This window comes from Clostridioides sp. ES-S-0006-03 (assembly GCF_020662275.1).
Classification (GTDB): Bacteria; Bacillota; Clostridia; order Peptostreptococcales; family Peptostreptococcaceae; genus Clostridioides.
Genome location: NZ_JADGMM010000001.1, coordinates 306223 through 328860 on the forward strand (window position 1 = coordinate 306223; position 22638 = coordinate 328860).

25 protein-coding genes are annotated in these 22638 nt (G+C 28.4%); 23 read left to right on the forward strand and 2 right to left on the reverse strand.

All coding sequences use genetic code 11. The features are described from left to right. Window positions 1-630: 630 nt before the first annotated feature. Both IR151_RS01260 and IR151_RS01265 read left to right on the forward strand, forming a co-directional pair. Entirely contained in the window at window positions 631-1566 is a 936-nt protein-coding gene (locus IR151_RS01260; RefSeq protein ID WP_227432579.1) for an ROK family protein, read from the forward strand. 34 nt (window positions 1567-1600) lie between these two features. Further along, the gene (locus IR151_RS01265; RefSeq protein WP_227432580.1) at window positions 1601-2974 is read left to right on the forward strand and encodes an MFS transporter; all 1374 of its coding nucleotides are present in this window, start codon (window positions 1601-1603) and stop codon (window positions 2972-2974) included. A gap of 182 nt (window positions 2975-3156) precedes the next feature. Here IR151_RS01265 and IR151_RS01270 read toward each other — a convergent pair whose 3' ends face one another. Both IR151_RS01270 and IR151_RS01275 read right to left on the reverse strand, forming a co-directional pair. Then, the gene (locus IR151_RS01270) at window positions 3157-3924 is read right to left on the reverse strand and encodes a helix-turn-helix domain-containing protein (protein WP_227432581.1); all 768 of its coding nucleotides are present in this window, start codon (window positions 3922-3924) and stop codon (window positions 3157-3159) included. A 29-nt stretch (window positions 3925-3953) separates the two neighbouring features. After that, window positions 3954-5063 (reverse strand): sn-glycerol-3-phosphate ABC transporter ATP-binding protein UgpC, encoded by a 1110-nt coding sequence (locus tag IR151_RS01275; RefSeq protein WP_227432582.1) that lies wholly within the window; start codon window positions 5061-5063, stop codon window positions 3954-3956. A 338-nt stretch (window positions 5064-5401) separates the two neighbouring features. Between IR151_RS01275 and prmA the strand changes: the two genes are divergently transcribed. From prmA to glyS, 21 genes are all read left to right on the forward strand, one after another. Continuing rightward, window positions 5402-6349 carry a 50S ribosomal protein L11 methyltransferase gene (gene prmA / locus IR151_RS01280; protein ID WP_227432583.1) on the forward strand — a complete coding sequence of 316 codons (948 nt, stop codon included), beginning with the start codon at window positions 5402-5404 and terminating at the stop codon, window positions 6347-6349. A gap of 18 nt (window positions 6350-6367) precedes the next feature. Next, on the forward strand, window positions 6368-7123 hold the full coding sequence (locus IR151_RS01285) for an RsmE family RNA methyltransferase (RefSeq protein ID WP_227432584.1): 756 nt from the start codon (window positions 6368-6370) through the stop codon (window positions 7121-7123). A gap of 4 nt (window positions 7124-7127) precedes the next feature. After that, window positions 7128-8426: a tRNA (N(6)-L-threonylcarbamoyladenosine(37)-C(2))-methylthiotransferase MtaB gene (gene mtaB / locus IR151_RS01290; protein WP_227432585.1), complete on the forward strand. Its 1299-nt coding sequence runs from the start codon at window positions 7128-7130 to the stop codon at window positions 8424-8426. Window positions 8427-8469: 43 nt separating this feature from the next. Further along, on the forward strand, window positions 8470-8820 hold the full coding sequence (locus IR151_RS01295; RefSeq protein ID WP_227432586.1) for a histidine triad nucleotide-binding protein: 351 nt from the start codon (window positions 8470-8472) through the stop codon (window positions 8818-8820). A gap of 162 nt (window positions 8821-8982) precedes the next feature. Then, window positions 8983-9162 (forward strand): 30S ribosomal protein S21, encoded by a 180-nt coding sequence (gene rpsU, locus IR151_RS01300; RefSeq protein WP_003416618.1) that lies wholly within the window; start codon window positions 8983-8985, stop codon window positions 9160-9162. 29 nt (window positions 9163-9191) lie between these two features. Next, window positions 9192-9635, forward strand: coding sequence for a GatB/YqeY domain-containing protein (locus IR151_RS01305; RefSeq protein WP_227432587.1), 444 nt, complete (start codon window positions 9192-9194; stop codon window positions 9633-9635). A 110-nt stretch (window positions 9636-9745) separates the two neighbouring features. After that, on the forward strand, window positions 9746-10243 hold the full coding sequence (locus IR151_RS01310; protein ID WP_227432588.1) for a TspO/MBR family protein: 498 nt from the start codon (window positions 9746-9748) through the stop codon (window positions 10241-10243). A 192-nt stretch (window positions 10244-10435) separates the two neighbouring features. After that, on the forward strand, window positions 10436-10999 hold the full coding sequence (gene hpf, locus IR151_RS01315) for a ribosome hibernation-promoting factor, HPF/YfiA family (protein ID WP_227432589.1): 564 nt from the start codon (window positions 10436-10438) through the stop codon (window positions 10997-10999). 215 nt (window positions 11000-11214) lie between these two features. Beyond that, window positions 11215-11451, forward strand: a complete 237-nt coding sequence (locus tag IR151_RS01320; RefSeq protein WP_227432590.1) for a YabP/YqfC family sporulation protein — start codon at window positions 11215-11217, stop codon at window positions 11449-11451. Window positions 11452-11463: 12 nt separating this feature from the next. Then, window positions 11464-12807 carry a sporulation protein YqfD gene (gene yqfD, locus IR151_RS01325; protein ID WP_227432591.1) on the forward strand — a complete coding sequence of 448 codons (1344 nt, stop codon included), beginning with the start codon at window positions 11464-11466 and terminating at the stop codon, window positions 12805-12807. A gap of 37 nt (window positions 12808-12844) precedes the next feature. After that, a complete protein-coding gene (locus IR151_RS01330) occupies window positions 12845-13861 on the forward strand; it encodes a PhoH family protein (RefSeq protein ID WP_227432592.1) in 1017 nt (338 codons plus the stop codon). Window positions 13862-13917: 56 nt separating this feature from the next. Further along, window positions 13918-14379 (forward strand): rRNA maturation RNase YbeY, encoded by a 462-nt coding sequence (gene ybeY / locus IR151_RS01335; protein ID WP_227432593.1) that lies wholly within the window; start codon window positions 13918-13920, stop codon window positions 14377-14379. Between the two features lie 5 nt (window positions 14380-14384). Then, a complete protein-coding gene (locus IR151_RS01340; protein ID WP_227432594.1) occupies window positions 14385-15104 on the forward strand; it encodes a diacylglycerol kinase in 720 nt (239 codons plus the stop codon). Between the two features lie 119 nt (window positions 15105-15223). Then, the gene (locus IR151_RS01345) at window positions 15224-15625 is read left to right on the forward strand and encodes a cytidine deaminase (protein ID WP_227432595.1); all 402 of its coding nucleotides are present in this window, start codon (window positions 15224-15226) and stop codon (window positions 15623-15625) included. A gap of 64 nt (window positions 15626-15689) precedes the next feature. After that, complete coding sequence (gene era / locus IR151_RS01350) at window positions 15690-16583, forward strand: GTPase Era (protein WP_227432596.1); 894 nt, start codon at window positions 15690-15692, stop codon at window positions 16581-16583. A gap of 11 nt (window positions 16584-16594) precedes the next feature. Further along, window positions 16595-17974: a magnesium transporter gene (mgtE, locus tag IR151_RS01355; RefSeq protein ID WP_227432597.1), complete on the forward strand. Its 1380-nt coding sequence runs from the start codon at window positions 16595-16597 to the stop codon at window positions 17972-17974. 72 nt (window positions 17975-18046) lie between these two features. Continuing rightward, window positions 18047-18202, forward strand: coding sequence for a YqzL family protein (locus tag IR151_RS01360; RefSeq protein WP_227432598.1), 156 nt, complete (start codon window positions 18047-18049; stop codon window positions 18200-18202). Further along, window positions 18168-18941: a DNA repair protein RecO gene (gene recO, locus IR151_RS01365; protein WP_227432599.1), complete on the forward strand. Its 774-nt coding sequence runs from the start codon at window positions 18168-18170 to the stop codon at window positions 18939-18941. Before IR151_RS01360 ends, recO begins: the two co-directional genes overlap by 35 nt. Next, on the forward strand, window positions 18934-19533 hold the full coding sequence (locus IR151_RS01370; RefSeq protein ID WP_227432600.1) for a DUF4342 domain-containing protein: 600 nt from the start codon (window positions 18934-18936) through the stop codon (window positions 19531-19533). The genes recO and IR151_RS01370 overlap by 8 nt, the downstream gene beginning before the upstream one ends. Window positions 19534-19692: 159 nt before the next feature. Beyond that, window positions 19693-20571 (forward strand): glycine--tRNA ligase subunit alpha, encoded by an 879-nt coding sequence (gene glyQ / locus IR151_RS01375; RefSeq protein ID WP_227432601.1) that lies wholly within the window; start codon window positions 19693-19695, stop codon window positions 20569-20571. Then, window positions 20571-22637 (forward strand): glycine--tRNA ligase subunit beta, encoded by a 2067-nt coding sequence (gene glyS, locus IR151_RS01380; protein WP_227432602.1) that lies wholly within the window; start codon window positions 20571-20573, stop codon window positions 22635-22637. Before glyQ ends, glyS begins: the two co-directional genes overlap by 1 nt. Window position 22638 lies beyond the last annotated feature (1 nt).

Sequence of the window (22638 nt, forward strand, 5' to 3'; positions counted from 1 at the left end):
TAAAATTTTGGTAGTAAAATAGTCATATTGTATAGCCAAAGCATCTAAGTTTTAAAGTTATTTGTAAGAATTAAAACTTTTACAAATTGCATATTTGCTTATAATTTAGTTAGAAAAATTTATGTAAAAAATTGCTTTTGATATGTGCATATGTAAAGAAATATGTATGTATGGTTAGGTAATAGGCTAGATATGTATGTAAAGAAATATGTATTTAGTCAAATATATGTATATGTAAAGAAATATATATATTATGTGTATAAGATTTTTAGTATAGATTGGTGAATAATAAAAGCAACTTATTATGTTATGGAAAACTAATTTATGTTTGTAAAAAATATATTTAAGATTTGGTTGATATATAGTTGCAAAAATATTGTTTAGTACGAAAAAATAAGTCGAGATAAAAGTTTAAAATAATTGATTTAAATATAGTTTGTTTTGACATCTAATAAATTGAAATAATTTATAAAAATAGACATCTTCTCATAGTGAAAATATACTATGGGAAGGTGTTTTTGTTTTGTATTAAAGATATTATTAAAGATTTGCATGGTTTTACATTTTAATATAATATAGACATGATAATATATATATATTAATAAAATTTAAAAGAGAAAGGTGAGAAAGATGTATTATATAGGTGTAGACATTGGAGGAACAGGCATACAAGCAGGTGTGGTTGATAATCAAGGAAAGATACTTTTTAGAACAGAATGTAAAACTGTGGTTGAAAAGGGATTTGAAGGAATACTAGATGATATAAAAATAATGATTGATAAATTGTTAGAAGAAAACAATCTAAAGATGAAAGAGATAAAGTCTATTGGATTTGGAGTACCTGGGTTTATAAATAAAAAAGGTTTAGTAACTTGTGTAAACTTAAAATGGGATGGAGAAAGTTTTGAGAATGAACTAAAAAGAAGGTTTCCAAATGTTGAAATTCATGGAGAAAATGATGCAACAGTAGCAGCACTTGGAGAATCAAAGTTTGGAAGTATGAAAGGTGCAGATGTTGGAGTTTTATATACTTTAGGAACTGGAGTAGGTGGAGGAATAGTAATTAATCAAAAAGTTTTTTCTGGAGCCCATGGATTAGGCTCAGAAATAGGGCATCAAGTAATAGGAGAAAACTATTTTGATTGCAATTGTGGAAATAATGGTTGTGTGGAAACTTTTTGCTCAGCAACTGCCATTATAAAATATTCTCAAAAACTTATACAAGAAGGTAGAAAAAGTATGATTTTAGATTTAGCAGAAGGAGATTTAAAAAAAATAAATGCAAAGATGGTGTTTGATGCATATAGAGAAAATGACACAGTTGCAATTGAAGTAATAACTAGATTTAAAACTTATTTAGCAAAAACATTTGCAAATACAATAAATACATTAGACCCAGAAGTGATATCAATTGGTGGAGGAGTTTCTAAAGCAAGTGATATAATACTTGATGGGATTGAAGAATTGGTAAGAAAGTTTGTTTTATACAAAAAAGAAGATATAGCAAAAATTGTATGTGCAACCCTAGGTTCAGATGCAGGAATTATAGGAGCAGCTTTTTTATAAGATAAATGAATCAAAAATATTGGGGGCATGATATATGAGTAAGATAAATGCTAAAAGAACTCTTTTTTTAGTGGCTATAGGCTCAGGAACTATGCTGAATCCTCTTAATTCATCTATGATTTCACTTGCATTACATAGTATACAAAACGATTTTAATATTAGTTTTACAACTGTGTCTTGGATGGTTTCAGCCTTTTATTTAGCTAGTGCTATTGCACAGCCAGTTTCAGGAAAGATTGGAGATTTAATAGGTAGAAAAGTTTTATTTTTAAGTGGTTTAATACTCGTAAGTTTTTCAGCATTTATGGTACCATTTACTCAATCATTCTTTATATTGATTTTTATAAGAGTAATTCAAGCTATTGGAACAAGTACATTGTATCCATCTGGAGTTGCTCTTATACAAAATAATATAAAGGAAAGACAATCTTCTGCATTAGCAGTTTTAACTATTTTCGCTTCAACTACAGCAGGGTTAGGTCCAACTTTAGGCGGAGTATTGCTTGATTTAGGTGGATGGCATGCTATATTTCTTGTAAATATACCAATTGTTATGGTTGCCATTTGTCTAGGATATTTTTTATTTCCAAAAGAAATAAAAGAGAAAAAAAGTATAAAAGAGACTTTTAAGAATGTTTTATCAAGATTAGATGTTGTTGGTATAGTTTTATTTTCAATTGCAATGATTTTTATATTACTATTCTTATTATCAGTTAAGGAGTCTTTTAATTTAGAGCAATTTGTATTAGGATTAATTTTGATGTGCATTTTTATTTGGCATGAACTGAGAACGAGATTACCCTTTATAGATATTAAACTTTTTATGAGTAATCCTAAGTTATCAAAGGTATATTTACAGTTTATTATATTAAACTTCTTCAATTATATCTTATTTTTTGGTCTTCCAAGTTATTTTCAAGATGCACTACATTACAGTGCTAGGTCAACTGGTCTATTTATGTTGTTCATGTCTGGTATAGGAATTTTCATATCTCCATTGACTGGAAAATGGATAGACAAATCTGGAACTAGAGTACCTCTTATAGTGTCATCAATTTTTATGTTGATTAGTGCAATACTTCTTTCATTAATCTTTATTCAAATACCAGTAATAGGTAAGGGGATAATTTTATCATTAGCAGGTGTTAGTTATGGAGTTGGTAATGTAGCATTACAATCTTCAATGTTTAAAGAAAGTCCTCCTGAGAGCATAGGTACAGCCTCTGGTCTATTTCAAACTAGTCGTTATTTAGGTTCAATTTTTGCTACTGTACTACTTGGAATGGTGTTTGAAGCAACTATAACATCAAGTCAATTTAAAATTTTAGGATATGTTATGGTGATTTTAGGTACAATAAGTTTTTTGCTAAACTTTGTTTTTACAAAACAATTAAAGCAAGCGAAATAATGTATTAAAGAAATAATAGATTCAATAAGATTAAAGATATTATTTATAAAAAAGGATATCTTATCAAATATTTACAAGTTTAAAGGAGAGAATATTTGATAAATAACATTTGATAAAGTATATAGTATTTTAACTTAAAATCAAGCAGAAATGTGAGTTAGCATTTCTGCTTGATTTAGCAGTTAATTTTTTTTATATAGAAAATAAGATTTTACACTTAGATAAAAAATCATTGAATTTTCAAAGTTTTTTAAATCAAGGTTGAGTATTTCATTAATTTTTTCCAACCTATATACCAGTGTATTTCTATGTAAAAACATATCACTAGATGTTTTAGAGATGTTTAAGTCATTATTTATAAATTTTATTCCTGTAGATAGAAGTTCTTCATCAATAGATTTTATCTTATTGAAGTCTATCAGTCTATTAAGTACATCGTCTTTGTTAATTAAGTCTAAAGTTTTATACCTAATAAGGTCAAATAAATTTAAAAATTTATCCTTAGCATTATCTTTTACAATATAAGATAGTAAATTAGAGCATAACTGCAATCTAAAATTAAAATCAGATTTGTTATCTAACTCACCAAGATAGAAAATATAAGTACTTTGATAAGTTTCAGTTTCAATTATATTTTGTGTAGTTACATTAATGTCTAAGTTATACTTAGAGTTTACTACAAAAAAACTACTATGTTGAATTGTATTTATATCATCATATAAGTTATAAAAAATACCTTTTAGATACTCAAAATCTATATGTGGCTGATAAATTAAATAAAAGTGACCATTTAGATTATCTAAGTTATTTTCATCTAAAAAATCAATAACATAAACAGTATCATTAAAAGTAACTAAATGACTATTGGCATCTAAACTTTGATTTTTATAAGGGTAAATATTTATTTTTTTATTGAGTTGTTTTTCAAAAAAACTTTTCAAGTCTTCCATAAAGTCTCCTTAGAAATAAGATTATACTATTATCTTATAGCTAAGTCAGTTTCTTTGTCAAATAAGTGTACTCTATTATTATCAACTGAAAGAGTTAAATTATCACCAACATCAACTCTATTTTTGCTGTCAAATCGAATTGTTATTGTATTTACATCTAATTTTAAATGAGCATAGGTCTCTGCCCCCATAAGCTCTTTTATTTCAACTGTTGATTTAAAGCAAGTATCTTGATTAGATTTAACAAAATTATCTCCTATATGTATATCTTCTGGTCTAATACCCATAATAACTTCTTTTTCAATATAGTTGTCCTTTATTAAATCATAGTGTTTTTCTCTATTTAATTTTATCTTAATGTATTCGTTTTTAGCATATATTTCTTCATTCTCTTCTATTAATGTAACATTAATAAAGTTCATCTGTGGAGCTCCAATAAATCCTGCAACAAACACATTAGCTGGATAGTCGTATACATCTTGTGGAGTTGCAATCTGTTGTACCACTCCGTCTTTCATTACTACTATTCTGTCAGCCATAGTCATAGCTTCAACTTGGTCATGTGTTACATAGATGAATGTAGTTCCAAGCTGTTGATGTAACTTAGTTATTTCTGTTCTCATGGCAGTTCTAAGTTTTGCGTCCAAGTTAGATAAAGGTTCATCCATTAAGAATACCTTAGGATTTCTAACTATTGCACGTCCTAGAGCAACTCTTTGTCTTTGTCCACCAGATAATGTTTTAGGTTTTTTATCTAAAAGAGGGACTAAATCCAATATTTTAGCGGCTTCTTTAACTTTTTTATCTATTTCATCTTTTGGCATTTTTCTAAGTTTAAGTGCAAATGCCATGTTTTCATAAACAGATAAGTGAGGATATAAAGCATAATTTTGAAAAACCATTGCTATGTCTCTATCTTTTGGTTCTATATCATTGACAAGTTTATCTCCTATATATAATTCTCCAGAAGATATTTCTTCAAGACCAGCAATCATTCTAAGTGTTGTCGATTTACCACAACCAGATGGTCCCACTAAAACTATAAATTCCTTATCTTTAATATCTATATTTATATTTTTTACTGCATTAAATCCATTAGAATAAAGTTTTGATATATCTTTTAATATTACTTCTGACATTGTAATTCTCCTTAATAATTTAAAATTTAATTATATAATATCAGATGATTTTATTGTAGGAAACATATAAAATAACCAAAAATTTTTGTTTAAAATGTATATCTTGCTAATTTGTATATAATAAATATAATGTGAACTATTTAAAATGTATTAAGGGAAAAGCATAATCAAATAAAGTGCTAAAAATAAGTTAGACAATTTATTATAAATTAAGTAAATTAACTATAATGTAGATATAAACTAATAAAAAATTTATAAAACAAAAAAGTATGATATTTGTGATATAATAAAAGTTATGGAAAAATAGGAAAATTAATATAGAAAAGAGAGGTAAACTTATGAATAATTGGATAGAAGTAACTATAAAAACAACAACAGAGGCAGTTGAGCCAATAACAAATATACTATATGAACAAGGTGCTGGAGGGGCTGTAATAGAAGACCCAAAAGATTTCTTATTTCAAAAGAAAAATGAATTAGATTGGGATTATGTAGAAGAAGAAGTATTTAAAAAGAATGAAGAAGATGGTGTACTGATAAAGACTTATGTGTCAGAAGAAAAAAATGTGATGGAATTTGTCGAAATAATAAAGCAAAAAGTTTTAGGACTAAGAGATTTTGGTATAGATATAGGTGAAGGAAGTGTGTCATTAGACCAAGTAAATGAAGCTGATTGGGCAAATGCATGGAAAGCATACTATAAACCAACAAAAGTAGGTCAAAAGGTAGTAGTAAAACCTACATGGGAAGATTACGATATGCAAGAAGGGGATTTGATAATAGAGCTTGACCCTGGTATGGCTTTTGGTACAGGAACACATGAGACTACTAGTATGTGTATTAGAGAATTAGAGAAATATGTAAATAAAGATTCTAAAGTATTTGATATTGGTTGTGGTAGCGGAATTCTTGCAATAGCAGCAGCTAAATTAGGGGCAAAAGAGGTTGTAGCTGTAGATTTAGACGAAGTTGCAGTGAAAGTTGCAAAAGAAAATGTGCTTGAAAATAAAGTTGAAGAGAATGTATCTGTAATGCATGGGAATTTAACAGATGTAATAAAAGATAAAGCTGATGTTGTAGTTGCAAATATAATCGCTGATATAATAAAAATACTTGCAAAAGATGTACAAAATTTTATGAAAGAAGATGCTATATTTATATCTTCAGGTATAATTTTGGACAAAGTAGAGGAAGTTAAAGAAAGCTTAATCGAAAATGGATTTGAAATAGTTGAGGTTCAAAAACTAGGTGAATGGTCAGCGATAGTTTCTAAACTTAAAAAGTAAAAGGCTGGGTGGAATATAATGGATAGATTCTTTGTTGAAAAAAATAATATAAATTTACAAGACAAAGCCTGCATTATAGAAGGTGAAGATGTAAAACATATTTCAAAAGTTTTAAGGTGTAAACTAGGAGAAAAACTTGAGATATGTGATAAAGATAATAATGAGTATATTTGCGAGATAACAAATATAGAAAAAAATATGGTTAATTTAAAAATTTTAGAAGAAGTTGATATAAATAGAGAATCTAAACTTAAGGTAAAATTATATCAAGGTCTTCCAAAAGCTCCAAAGATGGAGATGATACTTCAAAAACTAACTGAAGTTGGTGTAGATGAAATAATATTAGTTCAAACTAAGAGAAGTGTTGCTAAAGTTGATGATAAAAAAGAAGATAAAAAATTTGAACGTTGGGAAAGAATAATTTATGAAGCCGCAAAGCAAAGTAAAAGAGGTAAAATTCCAAATTTAAGAGGTGTTTTAAGTTTTAAAGAAGCTTTAGAAGATATGAAAAAAAATGATGTAAATATTTGTCCTTATGAGAACGAAAGAACTGTCTCAATAAAACAGGCACTTAAAAATTGTGATTCTAATATAGATAGAGTTGGAATTTTTGTAGGTCCAGAGGGTGGTTTTGCTGAGGAAGAAATAGAGCAAGTTCAAAAAGATAATTGCAGTACTGTATCATTAGGACCTAGAATATTGAGAACTGAGACAGCTTCTGTTGTAGCATCAACAATAGCTTTGTATGAGCTGAGTGATTTAGGAGGAGAATAATAAATTGAAAAAAGTAGCTTTTTATACACTTGGGTGTAAAGTCAATCAATACGAAACTGAAGCTATGCTAGAACTATTTGAAAAAGATGGATATGAACAAGTTAATAGTGAAGAATATGCAGACGTTTATGTTATAAATACATGTACCGTAACTCATATGAGTGATAGAAAATCTCGTCAATATATAAGACGAGTTAAAAAGAAAAATCCAGATGCAATAATAGCCGTTGTGGGATGTTATTCACAAGTATCGCCAGAAGAAATTTTGGATATAGAAGAAGTAAACCTAGTCATGGGTACAAATGATAGAAGGAAGATTGTTGAAGAGATTAGAAGGATAGATGCAAGTAAAAAAGTTAGCACAGTTGATGATATAATGAAGGTAAAAGCATTTGAAGAAATAGAAATTAGTCAAACTAATGGAAAGACTAGAGCATTTATGAAAATTCAAGATGGATGCGACAGATTTTGTACCTACTGTATCATTCCTTATGCCCGAGGACGTGTTAGAAGTAGGGATATTGATAGTATAGTTGATGAAGTGAAAAAATTGGCTAAAAATGGCTATAAAGAGGTGGTATTAACAGGAATACATGTAGCCTCTTATGGAAAAGATTTAAAAGATAAGGATATTAAACTTCTTGATGTAATAAAACAAATAAATGAAATAGATGCAATAGAAAGAATTAGACTTAGCTCTGTTGAACCGATTTTGTTTACTGATGAATTTGTGAATGAAGTTTTAAAGATGGAGAAGGTTTGTCCTCATTATCATCTATCTCTTCAAAGTGGATGTGATGAAACTCTAAAAAGAATGAATAGAAGATATACAACTGAAGAGTATAAGACTATTGTGGATAGATTAAGAGATAAAATACCAAATGTAGCAATAACTACAGATGTAATAGTAGGTTTTCCAGGAGAAACTAATGAGGAATTTAAACAAACATACAATTTCTTAAAAGAGATAGAGCTTTCACAAATGCATATTTTTAAATATTCGCCAAGAAAAGGAACTCCAGCTGCAACTATGGAAAATCAAATTGACCCTCAAATGAAACACTTTAGAAGTGAACAACTTTTAAATTTAAGTAAAGAAAACTTTAGTAAATTTGCAACTAAATTTATTGGTAGTGAATTAGAAGTCTTATTTGAACAAAATATAGAGGGCAATAAGTTTGAAGGACTGACTTCAAATTATATAAGAGTTGTTGTTGAAAGTGACAAAAACATACAAGGTCAGATATTAAAAGTAAAAATAAATGATGTAAAAAATGAATATGTAGAAGGAATTTTGCTATAACATGTAGAAATTATAATATTTATAAGATAGGAGGTGGAAGGAAATGGATTGTATATTTTGTAAAATAGCGAACGGAGAAATACCTTCAACTAAAGTTTATGAAGATGAAAGAGTATTGGCATTTAATGATTTGAACCCAGTTGCTCCATATCATATATTAGTTGTACCTAAAAAACATTATGATAGTGTAATTGATATTCCTGATATAGAAATGGATATTGTGTCACATATTCATGTTGTTATTAATAAAATAGCTAAAGAGAAAGGTTTTGACCAAACTGGATTCAGAATCATAAATAATTGTGGAAGCGATGGAGGGCAAGAAGTTAAGCATTTGCACTATCATATTTTAGCAGGTAAAAAGCTTCCTAATTACGAAGCAGAACAAAACTAAACTAAATTATTGAAAAATTGAGTTCCTTCTTGATAAAAATACTTGATAAAAGTAAAAATTTAGTTTATAATAAACAAAGTGTTAGGTTGTAATGCATATTATGCAAAAAGAACATAGTTACAGTCCCAGCATAATTGCGCTATTGGAGGGAGGGAAAAAGAAATGTCAGAAGTAAGAGTTAGAGAAAATGAAACATTAGACAGCGCTTTAAGAAGATTTAAGCGTCAATGTGCAATGTCTGGCATCATGTCAGAAGTAAGAAAAAGAGAGCACTATGATAAGCCAAGCGTTAAGCGTAAGAAAAAAGCTGAAGCAGCAAGAAGAAAAAACGCTAAAAAATAGTAGTAAATAAGAATAAAGAGGTGAAGGGGATGTCCCTTAAGCAAAAGTTACAAGAGGATTTGAAATCTTCGATGAAAAACAAAGATACAGTGAGAAAATCTGTAGTAACTTTAATAAGAGCTTCCATAAAGCAGTATGAAGTTGATAATAGAACTGAACTTGATGAAGATGGAATTATCGATGTAATAGCAAAACAATTAAAGCAACGTAGAGATGCATTAGTTGAATTTGAAAAAGCTGGAAGAGAAGACTTAGTAAAAGAAACAGAAGCTGAAATTGAAGTTTTAAAAGAGTACCTACCTCAACAATTAAGCGAAGAAGAGTTAGAAGAAATTGTAAAATGTACTATATCTGAAGTAGGGGCAACATCTATGAAGGATATGGGAAAAATAATGTCAGTTATTCAACCAAAAGTTAAGGGTAGAGCTGACGGAAAACTTATAAATAAGTTGGTAAAACAAAACTTACAATAGATTGATATAGCCTAGAGAGAAATCTCTAGGCTTTTTATAATTTTTGAGAATAACAAGTCATATCTGAGCATATCTATAATCAAAGAAAATTTTGAAAGAAGGGGAAAAATTTGATTATATCGGTAAAGGAAATTAGAAATTTTTTGATAAACATATCAATACCATTAATAATAGGTTATTTAAGTAGTATTTTGACCATGTTGATTAGTGGAACAGATATTTCAACGTACTATCTACAACTTACAAAACCAAGCTTTGCACCACCAGCTTTTATCTTCCCTATTGTTTGGACTATATTGTACATATTGATGGGTATATCTTCATACCTAATATTAAAAAAAGGTTACAACTTGCCTAAAGTAAGAGATGCAGTGTTTTATTATGGATTACAACTTGCATTAAATTTTGTCTGGAGTATACTATTTTTTGGATTTGGACTTAGATTTACAGCTTTAATAGACATAATAATAATGATTATGGTTTCTATAATAGTTATTTTAAAATTTTCTAAAATAGATAAGAGAGCTGGATATATAAATTTGGTTTATTTGATATGGCTGGTTTATGCTGGATTTTTGAATTATTTTATATGGTTTATTAATAAATAGAATGTAAAGGTTTTGTAAATTACCCCGTACTTTTAATAATATCATATCAAATAAAAAATGAATAGACTATTAAAAATAATCATTTTCATATACAATTATATTAATTTAAATATAATAAATGTATCAAAAATATATTTAAAGATTAACATATTAAAGTATTAGAATTGGAAAGGCTCGAAGGGAGAGGTTTTTATGCAAATAATAGTATCTGGAAGACAAATGAAATTAACTGACGGAATAAAAGGATACGTAGATGGAAAATTAAGTAGGTTAGAAAAATACCTTGATCCTGAATCAGAAGTGAAAGTAACAGTAAGTGCGAAAAAGGATAGACAGAAAGTGGAGGTTACAATAATTCCTATTAATGGTCAAATAATAAGGGCAGAAGACGTAGAAGAAGATTTATATGCAGCAATTGACATTGTTTGTGACAAATTAAGTAGACAAGTTGTAAAGTATAAGACTAAGGTTAAAGACAAAGTTCAAAATAATAAGAGCATAAGATTTGAAAATATTGACTTTATAGATAATAGTAGCGAATTTAATGATTATGACTATGATGATGAGGAAGATGAAAATATAGTTATAGAGAGAAGAAAGAAATTTAATGTAAAACCTATGAGTTCAGAAGAGGCAATTCTTCAAATGGAGTTGGTAGGACACAACTTCTATATGTTTAGAAATCAAGATAACTTTGAAATAAATATAGTATATAAGCGTAAAGCAGGTGGATATGGTTTAATAGAGCAAGACTAATAAAAAAATTGTATACTTTTTATATTTTATATACAAAAAAGTAAAAAGGTAATCATGTTGATTTTTATCAATATGATTACCTTTTTCTTGTTTAAATAATATATTAAATATTAGGTATTTACTGTCTAAAAAAATTTAAAACTACTCCATGATAGTATCAATAAAGTGCATAAATACCTATTTTAAGCATAAAATTAATTAAGGGGGTAATGCTTATGTTAGAAATATCCACTGATTTACAAGTAAATCAACCAGTTGTTACTGTTACAAGTAATACTTTTATGAGTATAGAAAATTATCTATCAATACTAGAATATGAAGTTGATTTAATAAAAATAAAGACTAAGGTAAAAACAATTAAAATATCTGGGGATAAACTTTCGCTTAAGTATATTACTGACAGTGAGATAGGTATAAAGGGAATTATATACAATGTGGAGTATGTTGATTAGGAGGAGATACACTTGATAAGTTTTATAAGGGGATACTATGTTATAGTTGTGGAAGGAGTAGGGCTTGAACAATTTTTAAATCATCTTATAAGAAATGGAATAAATGTTTACAATGTAACTAGAATAAAAAATACTAAAATCGAGTTTAATATAAATAGACAAGATATAAAAGAATTTAAGAATATTTATAGAGGAAGTAAGTTTGATATTAAGGTAAAACAAAAAACAGGAGTTCCTTTTATTATTAAAAGAATTTATAAGCACAAAGGTATGTGGATTTGTGCTATTGTTTCTTTACTTTTATTGATGTCAACATCACAATTTGTAACAGATGTATATATACAATCTCCAGAAGGTATAAAAAAAGAAACTCTTAGAAGTGAACTTTATAAAGTTGGAGTAAGACCAGGAGTATACAAAAAGAGTATTGACAGAAAAGAAGTTAGGGACCATATGATGTCAAAATTTAATGATGTCGCATATTTATCTATTAATGTAAAAGGAACCAATATATTTGTTACTGTTACAAAAAAGGCTGAATCCTTAAAATCTACAGACCAATCAAATTATTGTAATGTAATTGCTTTAAAAAATGGTATAATAGAAAAGGTAATCCCTAGAAGTGGTAAGTCTGTTGTTAAATCTGGAGATATAGTCCAAAAGGGCGCTGTTTTACTAAATGGTGCTAATACAAAATCAATACCCGAAGTATGGGCAAGTACTTTTTATGAATCTACTAAAAAGGCAAGCTATGTAGATACTGTAAATAAAAAAACAGGAGAAAAGAAAAAGGTACACACAATAAGTTTTTATGATAAAGAATTTACAATTAGAAAAAATATAAAATATAAGAATTATGTTGTTGAAAATAAAGAAAAAAGACTTTCAATGGGAGATTATACTTTCCCTATAAAAATAAAGACGAGTACTTTTTATGAAACCAAAAAAGTTGAAGTGAAAAAGAACAAAGAAGAGTTGAAAAAAGAATTATCTGAAAAAGCTTTAAAAGAATTAGAATACATAATACCAGCTTCGGCTAGAATAATAGATGTAAAACATAGCTATAAGGTTAATAAAAATATGTTAGAATATTTAATAACAGTTCAAACTAGTGAAAATATAGCTAAAATTTATCCTCTTAGTAAAGCAGAGGCAGAAAGATTTATAAAGGAAGATAGTAAACCAAAAGAGGGAGAAGAGGAAGTTCCTTCTAATCCACAAAAAAGACCAATAAATGATATAAGAAATGAGTTTAATGAGGATAATAAAGATAATAACGACCAAAATAATTCTGATGGAAATAATAGTAATCAAAATAGTAACAATAGTCAAAATAATAATAGTAACAACAATTAATAAAATTTAACCTAAAACTTGAGGAGGATTAATTCAATTGATAATACAAAAAAAATTTACAATAGCAGATGGCAATTTTGAAAGAGAGTTATTTGGCAACTTTGATGAAAATGTAAAATTGATAGAGAAAACTTTAAATATAGATGTAATACTTAGAGAAGGCAATATAATTTTAATAGGAGAAGAAAAAAATGTAGATTCTGCATTAAAACTTATGAATGAATTGCATCAAACTGTATCAAATGGTAAGCATTTAGATAAACAAAGCATTTCTTATTCATTATCTCTTTTACTTGAAGGTAGTGAGCAAAAGATAAAAGAACTTGAAGGTACAATTGTTATAACTCAAAGAGGTAAAGCTGTTCAACCTAAAACTTTAGGGCAAAAAGAGTATATAAAGCTTATAGAAAATAATGATATAACTTTTGGTGTTGGTCCTGCTGGAACAGGAAAGACTTATCTTGCTGTGGCTATGGCAGTGAAAGCTTTTAAAAGAGATGAAGTTAGTAGAATTATACTTACAAGACCAGCAGTGGAAGCTGGAGAAAGTTTAGGATTTTTACCAGGAGATTTAAAAGATAAAGTAGACCCATATTTAAGACCATTATATGATGCGTTATTTGAAATGTTGGGTGCTGATAAGTTTAATAAATATTTAGAAAGAGGTACTATAGAAGTTGCACCACTTGCATTTATGAGAGGTAGAACTCTTGATAATTCTTTTATAATATTAGATGAAGCTCAAAATACAACTTCTGAGCAAATGAAAATGTTTTTAACTAGATTAGGATTTGGTTCTAAGGCTGTAGTTACAGGTGATATAACACAAACAGATTTGCCACAAAATAAAAAAAGTGGTCTTATACAAGCTACAGAGATTCTTAAGGGCGTTCAAGGGATAGGCTCTATAATGTTAACAGACAGAGACGTTGTAAGACATGAGTTAGTACAGAGAATAATAAGAGCTTATGAGAAGCATGATAAAAAAGAAGAATTTAAAAAAGAAGAGCGCAAAAAAGTGAAAATACAGGAAAAGACTTTCAAAAGAAAGTAAAAGTGTAGTAATATAGATGTATAGCATTATTAATGAATAAAAAGTAGGTGTAATTAATGGATTTGATATTAGATGATAGACAAGATAAATTAGAAGTAAATGAAGAACTAATAGAAAAAATAAAAGATATAATTTTAGAGTGTTTGGATTATGAAGGATATGATGATAATTATGAAGTGAGTCTTTCTTTTGTAGATAATAAAGAGATTCATGAATTAAATAGAGAATATAGAGGAGTTGATAGACCAACTGATGTTTTATCATTTCCTCTTTTAAGTGATGATTTTGAAGATGTTGAATTGGAAGAAGAATCTTTAGGAGATATAGTAGTATCTCTTGAAAGAGCTTTAGAGCAAAGCATAGAATATAATCATAGCTTTGAAAGAGAAGTATGTTTTTTAATATGTCATAGTATGTTTCATCTTTTAGGGTATGACCATGATACAGATGAAAATACAAAAGAAATGAGAGAAAAAGAAGAATACATATTAAATAAGTTAAACATAACAAGGGAGTAATTCTTATGAAAACAGGAAAAACTCGTCAAGGTATAATTAAAGCTTTTAATGCAGCTATAGAAGGAATATTATATACATTTAAATTTGAAAGGAATATGAAAATACATTACTTAGGCTCAGTTGCTGTGCTTATAATAAGTTTATTTTTTAACTTTTCAAAATTGGAAATGATAATGTTACTGATGTCTATATGTTTAGTTGTAGTTGCTGAGATGTTTAATACAGCTATAGAAAAAGCAGTAGACCTGGTAACTGATGAATATCATGTACTTGCAAAAATAGCAAAAGATGTTGCAGCAGGTGGTGTACTAGTAGCAGCATTAAACTCAGTAGTAGTTGGATATATTTTATTTTATGATAAATTGACAGATATATCTGGAATGTTAATTTACAAGATAAGAGAATCAGAATTACATATAACCTTGATATGCATATTATTGGTTCTTATAGCTGTAGTAGTAGTAAAAGCATTGACTTCAACAGGGACACCTTTAAAAGGAGGTATGCCAAGTGGTCATGCTGCTTTAGCATTTGCTATAGCAACTGCAATTACACTTATGACAGAAAGAGTAGTTGCATCTACTCTTGCATATATAATGGCTGTATTGGTTGCTCAAAGTAGGATTGAGGGAAAAATACATACATTCTGGGAAACCATAGCAGGAGCTTTGTTAGGCGTGTTAATAGCAGTATTAGTATTTCAGCTTGGAATGTTTTATAATTAAAATGAATGTACATAAAATATTTAACAATGAAACAAATCTGTTACAATTAAATTTTTATGATATAATGTAGAGTATTAAATAAAAATAAATTCTAATAAGTGTATACAGGAGGAGATGTTGTGGACAACATAGAATTGTTAAAGTTGGCAGAAGATGCTAGACAACATTCTTATGCTCCTTACTCAAGTTTTAGAGTGGGTGCAGCTCTTTTGACTAAGAGTGGAAAAGTTTATACTGGATGTAATATAGAATGTGCATCATTAGGTGGAACAAATTGCGCAGAAAGAACAGCTATTTTTAAAGCTATATCAGAAGGTGATAAGGATATATATAAAATAGCAATAGCAAGTGATAACTCAGAAAATAATGAACAAACATATCCTTGTGGAATATGTAGACAAGTAATTATAGAGTTTGGTTCTGATATAAAAATAATAACAGGATATACTAAAGGAGAGGTGTTTGAGCATGATATAAAAGATTTGCTACCAAACTATTTCTCTGGAAATGATTTAAAATAAATTAAAAAACTAAAATAAATTTAAAGCAATTAAATACAAGAAGATAAAAGTTAGGAGACAGTTAATGTTCAAATCAGGATTTGTCAGTATAGTAGGTAGACCAAATGTAGGGAAATCTACTTTAATGAATAATGTAGTAGGGGAAAAGATAGCTATAATGAGTGATAAACCTCAGACTACAAGAAATACAATACAAGCAGTCTATACAGATGAAGAAACTCAAATAGTATTTTTAGATACACCAGGTATTCACAAACCTAAAAATAAATTAGGTGAATTCATGGTAAAGGCAGCAACAGAAGCTTTTAAAAATGTAGATTTAATATTATTTGTAGTTGATGATTCTAAAAAAATAGGTCCTGGAGACAGAAAAATAATAGAGGATTTAAAATCTGTTAAGACACCAATAATTCTAGTTGTAAATAAAATAGACCAACTAGGTCAAAAAGATGAATTATTTGATATAATAAAAATGTATGATAGAGAAGGTATTTTCAAAGAGATAGTACCAATATCAGCGTTAAAAGGAAAAAATACAGATACTCTAATAAAAGTTATACAAAATTACTTAGAAGAAGGACCAAAGTATTTTCCAGATTATATGATTACAGATCAACCAGAGAGAGTATTAATAGCAGAACTTATAAGAGAAAAAGTTCTTCATTATCTTAATGATGAAATACCTCATGGTGTAGCTGTTGAAATTGAAAAAATGAAAGCAAGAAATGATAAAGAAATAGTAGATGTATCTGCTGTAATATATTGTGAAAGAGATTCACATAAGGGAATAATAATAGGAAAGAATGGTAGGAAACTAAAAGGAATAGGTAAATCAGCAAGACAAGATATAGAATTACTTTTAGGTTCACAAATAAATCTCCAGTTATGGGTTAAGGTTAAAGAAAATTGGAGAAATTTACAAAATTATATAAATAATTTTGGATATAATGATAAATAAAGGTGGGTTATATGGATAGGAAACTGGATGCTTCCCAAGATTTATTATATGAAGTAAAATCATTAATTGATAATAATAAAGTATTGGAGTTAAGAGAATTAATAGAGGAATATCATATAATTGATATATTCGATATAATGGAAAATTTAGAGGAAGACATGAAAATTCAACTGTTTGAAGTACTTCCTCTAGATATGGCATCTTCTATATTAGAAGAAGGTAGTGTAGAGTTTTTTATTAGTATTTTATCTAAGTTAGATGTAGAACATGCAAAAAACATACTTGAACTTATGTCTCTTGGAGACATGGCAGATAAACTTAGTGAACTTGAAGAAGAAGAAAGAGAACATATAATAAATCTTTTAAATCAAGAAAACGCTGACTATGTAAAAGAATTATTATTCTATGATGAAGACTCTGCAGGTGGAACAATGACCACTGGATATATTTCTATAAATAAAGATATGACAGCTCTTGAGGCAATAGAACATATGAGAGAAGAAGCTGATGAAGCTGAGACTATTTATTATATATATGTAGTTGATGATGAAGAAAAGCTAGTTGGAGTATTATCTTTAAGAGAGCTAATAATAGCGAGAGATGCAAATATAGTAGAAGATTTAATGAGTGAAAATATAATTTCTGTTTATGTAGATGAAGATAGAGAAGAAGCGGTTAGGTTAGTATCGAAATACAATTTAATAGCAATTCCAGTAGTAGATAGACAAGAAAAGTTAAAAGGGATAATAACAGTAGATGATATAATAGATGTTATGGAAGAAGAAGCAACTGAAGATATGTATAAATTTGCAGGAAGTTCAGAGCATGAAAGAGAAGTTGCTGAAAAGGAAAATCCTACATTGAAAGAGCAGACAATATCAGCTCTTAGAGGTAGACTGCCATGGTTAATTATTACATTAATTGGAGGTCTATTGGCTTCTCTAATACTTTCTAATTTAGATTATATAATGAACCCTATATATGCTCCACTGGTATTTTTTATACCTGTAGTAATAGGTATGGGTGGTAATATTGGAACACAATCATCTTCTGTTACAGTAATAACACTGTCTAATAAAGATTTGAATTTTAGCAATGTAGTAAGAGAAGGTATTGTAGGAATTATTACAGGTCTTTTGTGTAGTATAATAACAGGTATTGTAATTTACTTTGTTATGAAAAAATTAGACATTGTATTAATTGTTTCAATATCATTATTTATAAATATGGTTTTGGGTGCAACAATAGGTGCATTTATGCCTGTTTTATTAAAAAAGATGGATGCAGATCCATCTACAGTTTCATCACCAATTATATCTACAGCTCTTGATATAACTGGTATAGCAGTTTATTTTATAATAACGACAGCGTTATTGTCAAAAATTGTTTAATAACTTTATGTATGATTTATCCTCTTCTTACTAAAAATATAAGTATAAATGTAAGAAGGGGGTTTTTTAAAAATGAACAATATCAGTTGGGAAGTTTTTAAAAAAACAGGCAGTATAGATGCATATCTATACTTCTGTGATTGCAAAAACCTAAGTGAAGAAGTCGAAGAAGTAAGGGAGAAAAAAGAAGACGATGATAATCCTGAACACCCAGGGGATAGTACTTAAAGCTATAAGGTACAAGGAAAGTGATATAATACTTACTCTGTTTACGAGAAAGCTTGGAAAAGTATCTGCAATAGCAAAAGGAGCTAAAAAAAATAAGAGCTCTTTACTTTCATCATCACAGTTATTTTCTTATAGCAATTTTACTTTAAAAAAACAAGGAAATATGTACAAGGTTACTCAAAGTGAAATCATAAAGAGTTTTTATAATATATCCTACGATATAGAGGCATTTTCTTATGCTACATATATTACAAAATTAGTTGAAAATTCTATACTTGAAAATCAGACTAATAATAGGTTATTTATATTACTTGCACAGACGCTGTATTTATATACACAAGAAAATACAGATAATAGATTTGTAACAGCTGCATTTGAGTTAAAGTTCTTGGACTATATAGGATTTAAACCAATAGTAAATAAATGTATTAATTGCGGAAGTAAAATTTTGCAAAATTCTATGTTTAATGTTTATGAAGGTGGTATACTATGTAGTAAGTGTAATACACTTTTTGATAATAATATAAAACTGGATTTAACAACTGTTAGTCTCATGGAATATGTATTAAGGAATGATATTTTAACATGTAGCAAAGCTAAAGTATCAAAATATATAACACATGAACTCGAAAATATACTAGAAAAATATTTGAAAGTTTATGTTGATAATATTAATCTAAAATCATTACACGTATTGCAAAGTGTAAAAAACAATAAGGGAGTGGATAATAATGAGTAGTAATATAACTATTGAAATGGTTGATTCAGTCTTTGAAAGAGTTCCAGGAGCAACTTATGCAGAAGCAAAAGAAGCATTAGTGGAATGTAATGGAGATGTAATTGAGGCAGTAATATATTTAGAAAATAAAAAGAATACTTGTAATTGTAAAGCTAAATCTGCTAAAGAAACTATGGAAGAAGTATTTGGTAAAGATGGAGAAAATATAAAATATCAATTAAAAGAACTTCTTAAAAAAAGTAGTGTTGTAAGAGTAATAGTTGAAAAAGATGGAAAAACTATGATGAATATTCCTTTAACAGTAGGAGTTGTTGGATTAGCTTTTGTACCATTAGCTACTCTAGTTGGTTTATCAGCTGCTGTTATAAGTAAATATCGTATAAAAGTTCAAAATGAAGAAGATGGTGAAGTTGTAGACTTAGGTGAATTAAATGAAGAAAAACTTCATGTTTTGAAGAATATGATAACTAATGCAGCCAAAGATGTAAAAGATGTAGTAGTTGATAAAAAAGAAGATGATAAAGATGTAACTGCTGATCTAATGAAAGAAGAATCTGAAAAGAATAATGAAAACGAAGACGAAAATAAATAGATATAAAGTGACTTTTAAAAAATGAAAAGAAGATAATTATAAGAATTATCACTAACATTGACAAATTTTATAGAATTTGATATTCTAAAAGTTGTAGAAGAACTATTAAAATAGCCTTTCGTGTAGACGAGAGGCTTTATTGTTATAGGAGGGATTTTTATGAATTTTCAAGAAATGATACTGGCATTGCAAAAATACTGGTCAAAGCAAGGTTGTATCATGATGCAACCTTACGATGTTGAAAAAGGTGCTGGAACTATGAATCCTAATACTTTTTTAAGATCATTAGGACCTGAGCCTTGGCAAGTATGCTATGTAGAGCCTTCAAGAAGACCAGCAGATGGAAGATATGGTGAAAACCCAAACAGATTATATCAACATCATCAATTCCAAGTTATACTAAAGCCATCTCCAGATAATATACAAGAATTGTATTTAGAGAGCTTAAAAGAAATTGGAATTGACCCAAGTGAACATGACATAAGATTTGTTGAAGACAACTGGGAAGCTGCCACAGTTGGTGCTTGGGGACTTGGATGGGAAGTTTGGTTAGATGGTATGGAAATAACTCAATTTACATACTTCCAACAAGTAGGTAATATTGAATGTGAGCTTGAGACAGGAGAAATTACATATGGGTTAGAAAGATTAGCTATGTACATTCAAGAAGTTGATAGTGTTTATGATTTAAAATGGAATGATAAAATAACTTATGGCGAAGTGTTTAATAAAGCTGAGTATGAAAATTCAGTGTATGCGTTTGAATTATGTGATGCAGATATGTTGTTTAATCTGTTTGATATATATGAAAAAGAAGCATTAAGACTTATGGAAAGTGGTCTTGTAATACCTTCATATGATTATGTATTAAAATGTTCTCATGCATTTAATACATTGGATGCAAGAGGAGCAATAGGTGTTAGTCAAAGAGCTTCATTTATAGGTAGAGTTAGAAATATGGCAAAAACTGTTGCAGAAACTTTTGTAAAACAAAGAGAAGAAATGGGATTCCCTCTTTTAAAGGACGGTGACAAATAATGAAAAATTATCTTTTATTTGAAATCGGTGTTGAAGAAATGCCATCAAGATTTATGGGTAGTACACTAGAACAATTAAAAAACAATCTTAATAAATTATTTGAGGAAAATAGAATATCTTTTAATAAAATAGATGCCTATGGAACACCAAGAAGATTGACTTTAGTAGTTGAAGGTTTAAGTGATAAGCAAAGTGATTTAGAAGAAGAAATAAAAGGTCCAGCTAAGAAGATTGCTGTTGATGAAGACAATAATTTCACAAAACCAACTTTAGGATTTATAAAAAGTAAAGGATTAAGCGAATCTGATATATATTTTAAACAAGTTGGAAAAGATGAATATATTTTTGCTACTATAAAGCAAGCTGGGAAAGACACTTCAGAAGTGTTAAAAGAGATATTACCAGAAACTATAAAATCTGTAGTATTTCCAAAAGCTATGCGTTGGGGAGGAAAAAACCTAAAATTTGCAAGACCTATAAGATGGATAGTTACATTGTTAAATGATAAGGTATTAGAATTTGATTTAGAAGGAATAATATCTTCTAATGTAACAAAAGGGCATCGATTCTTAGGAGAAAGTACAATAGAAGTTAATTCTATAGAAGAATATTTTGAAAAATTAGAGAAAAATTATATAGTTTTAGACCAAAATAAGAGAAAAGAAATTATAAGAAAACAATGTATAGAAGTAGCCAATTCTTTAGGTGGCGAAGTTGAGTTTGATGAAGATTTACTTGAAGAAGTAACTTACTTAGTTGAATATCCAACTGCTTTTTATGGCGAATTTGATACAGATTATATAAAACTACCAAAAGAAGTTGTCATAACTCCTATGAAACAACATCAAAGATATTTCCCAGTTCTTAAAGAAGGAAAACTGTTACCTAACTTTATAGCTGTTAGAAATGGAGATTCTTACAGAATAGATAATGTTAAAGCTGGAAATGAAAAAGTTTTAGAAGCAAGACTTGCTGATGCTTTATTTTTCTATAGAGAAGATACTAAGAGAAACTTAGAAAGCTACATAGAAAAATTAAAAACTGTTGTTTTCCAAGTAAAATTGGGTACTATTTATGACAAAACTTTAAGACTTGAAAAACTAAGTGCTGATATACTTGATAGTTTAGGATTAGCAGATGAAAAGGCAGACACTATGAGAGCTGCTAAATTATCTAAAGCAGATTTAGTTACTGGAATGGTAGGAGAATTTGATGAATTACAAGGTTTTATGGGAAAAGAATATGCGAAGGTTGGAGGAGAAAATGATGTTGTAAGTGAAGCTATTTTTGAACATTATTTACCAAGATTTGCAGGAGATATTCTTCCTAAAACTAATGCAGGGGTAGCTTTATCAATAGCTGATAAATTAGATTCAATAGCAGGATTTTTTGCTATAGGAATACAACCAACAGGTTCTCAAGACCCATATGCTTTAAGAAGACAAGCTTTAGGTATACTTAGTATACTTATGGATAGAAAAGTAGCTGTAGACTTAAAAGTACTTATTGAACATGCTTTAGATAATTATTCTAACTTAGATTTTAATAAAGAAGATGTTGTTGAACAAATAATGAACTTCTTTAATGAAAGAGTAAAAAATCTATTTAAAGATTTAGGTATAAGATATGATGTTGTTGATGCTGTTTTAAGTTCTGATATAAATGATATTTCTGATATGCATATGAGAGCTTTAGAGCTTAATAATTGGCTAGAAAAAGATGAATTAGTGGAAATGCTTACTGCATTTAATAGAGTTTCTACTTTGGCTCAGAAAGCAGAATGTGATAAGGTTGATGAAAGTCTATTAAAAGAAGATGCTGAAATTAAGCTTTATAATGAATTTAAGCAAGTAAAAGTAAGAGTAAAAGAATTATTAAAAGATAAGAAATACGGTACTGCTTTAGATGAGTTTGCATCTTTAAGACCTGTAGTTGATAACCTATTTGATTCAGTTATGGTTATGGATAATGATGAAGCAATTAAAAATAACAGACTTGGTCTACTTAAACAAATATATGATACTATGTTAGAAATTTGTGATTTATCTAAAATAGTTTATAAATAGT

Bases quoted from the DNA above. Each gene is read 5' to 3' on its own strand.
- IR151_RS01260 (WP_227432579.1), top strand. From the start codon at position 631: ATGTATTATATAGGTGTAGACATTGGAGGAACAGGCATACAAGCAGGT.
- IR151_RS01265 (WP_227432580.1), top strand. From the start codon at position 1,601: ATGAGTAAGATAAATGCTAAAAGAACTCTTTTTTTAGTGGCTATAGGC.
- IR151_RS01270 (WP_227432581.1), bottom strand. From the start codon at position 3,924: ATGGAAGACTTGAAAAGTTTTTTTGAAAAACAACTCAATAAAAAAATA.
- IR151_RS01275 (WP_227432582.1), bottom strand. From the start codon at position 5,063: ATGTCAGAAGTAATATTAAAAGATATATCAAAACTTTATTCTAATGGA.
- prmA (WP_227432583.1), top strand. From the start codon at position 5,402: ATGAATAATTGGATAGAAGTAACTATAAAAACAACAACAGAGGCAGTT.
- IR151_RS01285 (WP_227432584.1), top strand. From the start codon at position 6,368: ATGGATAGATTCTTTGTTGAAAAAAATAATATAAATTTACAAGACAAA.
- IR151_RS01295 (WP_227432586.1), top strand. From the start codon at position 8,470: ATGGATTGTATATTTTGTAAAATAGCGAACGGAGAAATACCTTCAACT.
- rpsU (WP_003416618.1), top strand. From the start codon at position 8,983: ATGTCAGAAGTAAGAGTTAGAGAAAATGAAACATTAGACAGCGCTTTA.
- IR151_RS01305 (WP_227432587.1), top strand. From the start codon at position 9,192: ATGTCCCTTAAGCAAAAGTTACAAGAGGATTTGAAATCTTCGATGAAA.
- hpf (WP_227432589.1), top strand. From the start codon at position 10,436: ATGCAAATAATAGTATCTGGAAGACAAATGAAATTAACTGACGGAATA.
- IR151_RS01320 (WP_227432590.1), top strand. From the start codon at position 11,215: ATGTTAGAAATATCCACTGATTTACAAGTAAATCAACCAGTTGTTACT.
- ybeY (WP_227432593.1), top strand. From the start codon at position 13,918: ATGGATTTGATATTAGATGATAGACAAGATAAATTAGAAGTAAATGAA.
- IR151_RS01340 (WP_227432594.1), top strand. From the start codon at position 14,385: ATGAAAACAGGAAAAACTCGTCAAGGTATAATTAAAGCTTTTAATGCA.
- era (WP_227432596.1), top strand. From the start codon at position 15,690: ATGTTCAAATCAGGATTTGTCAGTATAGTAGGTAGACCAAATGTAGGG.
- mgtE (WP_227432597.1), top strand. From the start codon at position 16,595: ATGGATAGGAAACTGGATGCTTCCCAAGATTTATTATATGAAGTAAAA.
- IR151_RS01360 (WP_227432598.1), top strand. From the start codon at position 18,047: ATGAACAATATCAGTTGGGAAGTTTTTAAAAAAACAGGCAGTATAGAT.
- recO (WP_227432599.1), top strand. From the start codon at position 18,168: ATGATAATCCTGAACACCCAGGGGATAGTACTTAAAGCTATAAGGTAC.
- IR151_RS01370 (WP_227432600.1), top strand. From the start codon at position 18,934: ATGAGTAGTAATATAACTATTGAAATGGTTGATTCAGTCTTTGAAAGA.
- glyQ (WP_227432601.1), top strand. From the start codon at position 19,693: ATGAATTTTCAAGAAATGATACTGGCATTGCAAAAATACTGGTCAAAG.
- glyS (WP_227432602.1), top strand. From the start codon at position 20,571: ATGAAAAATTATCTTTTATTTGAAATCGGTGTTGAAGAAATGCCATCA.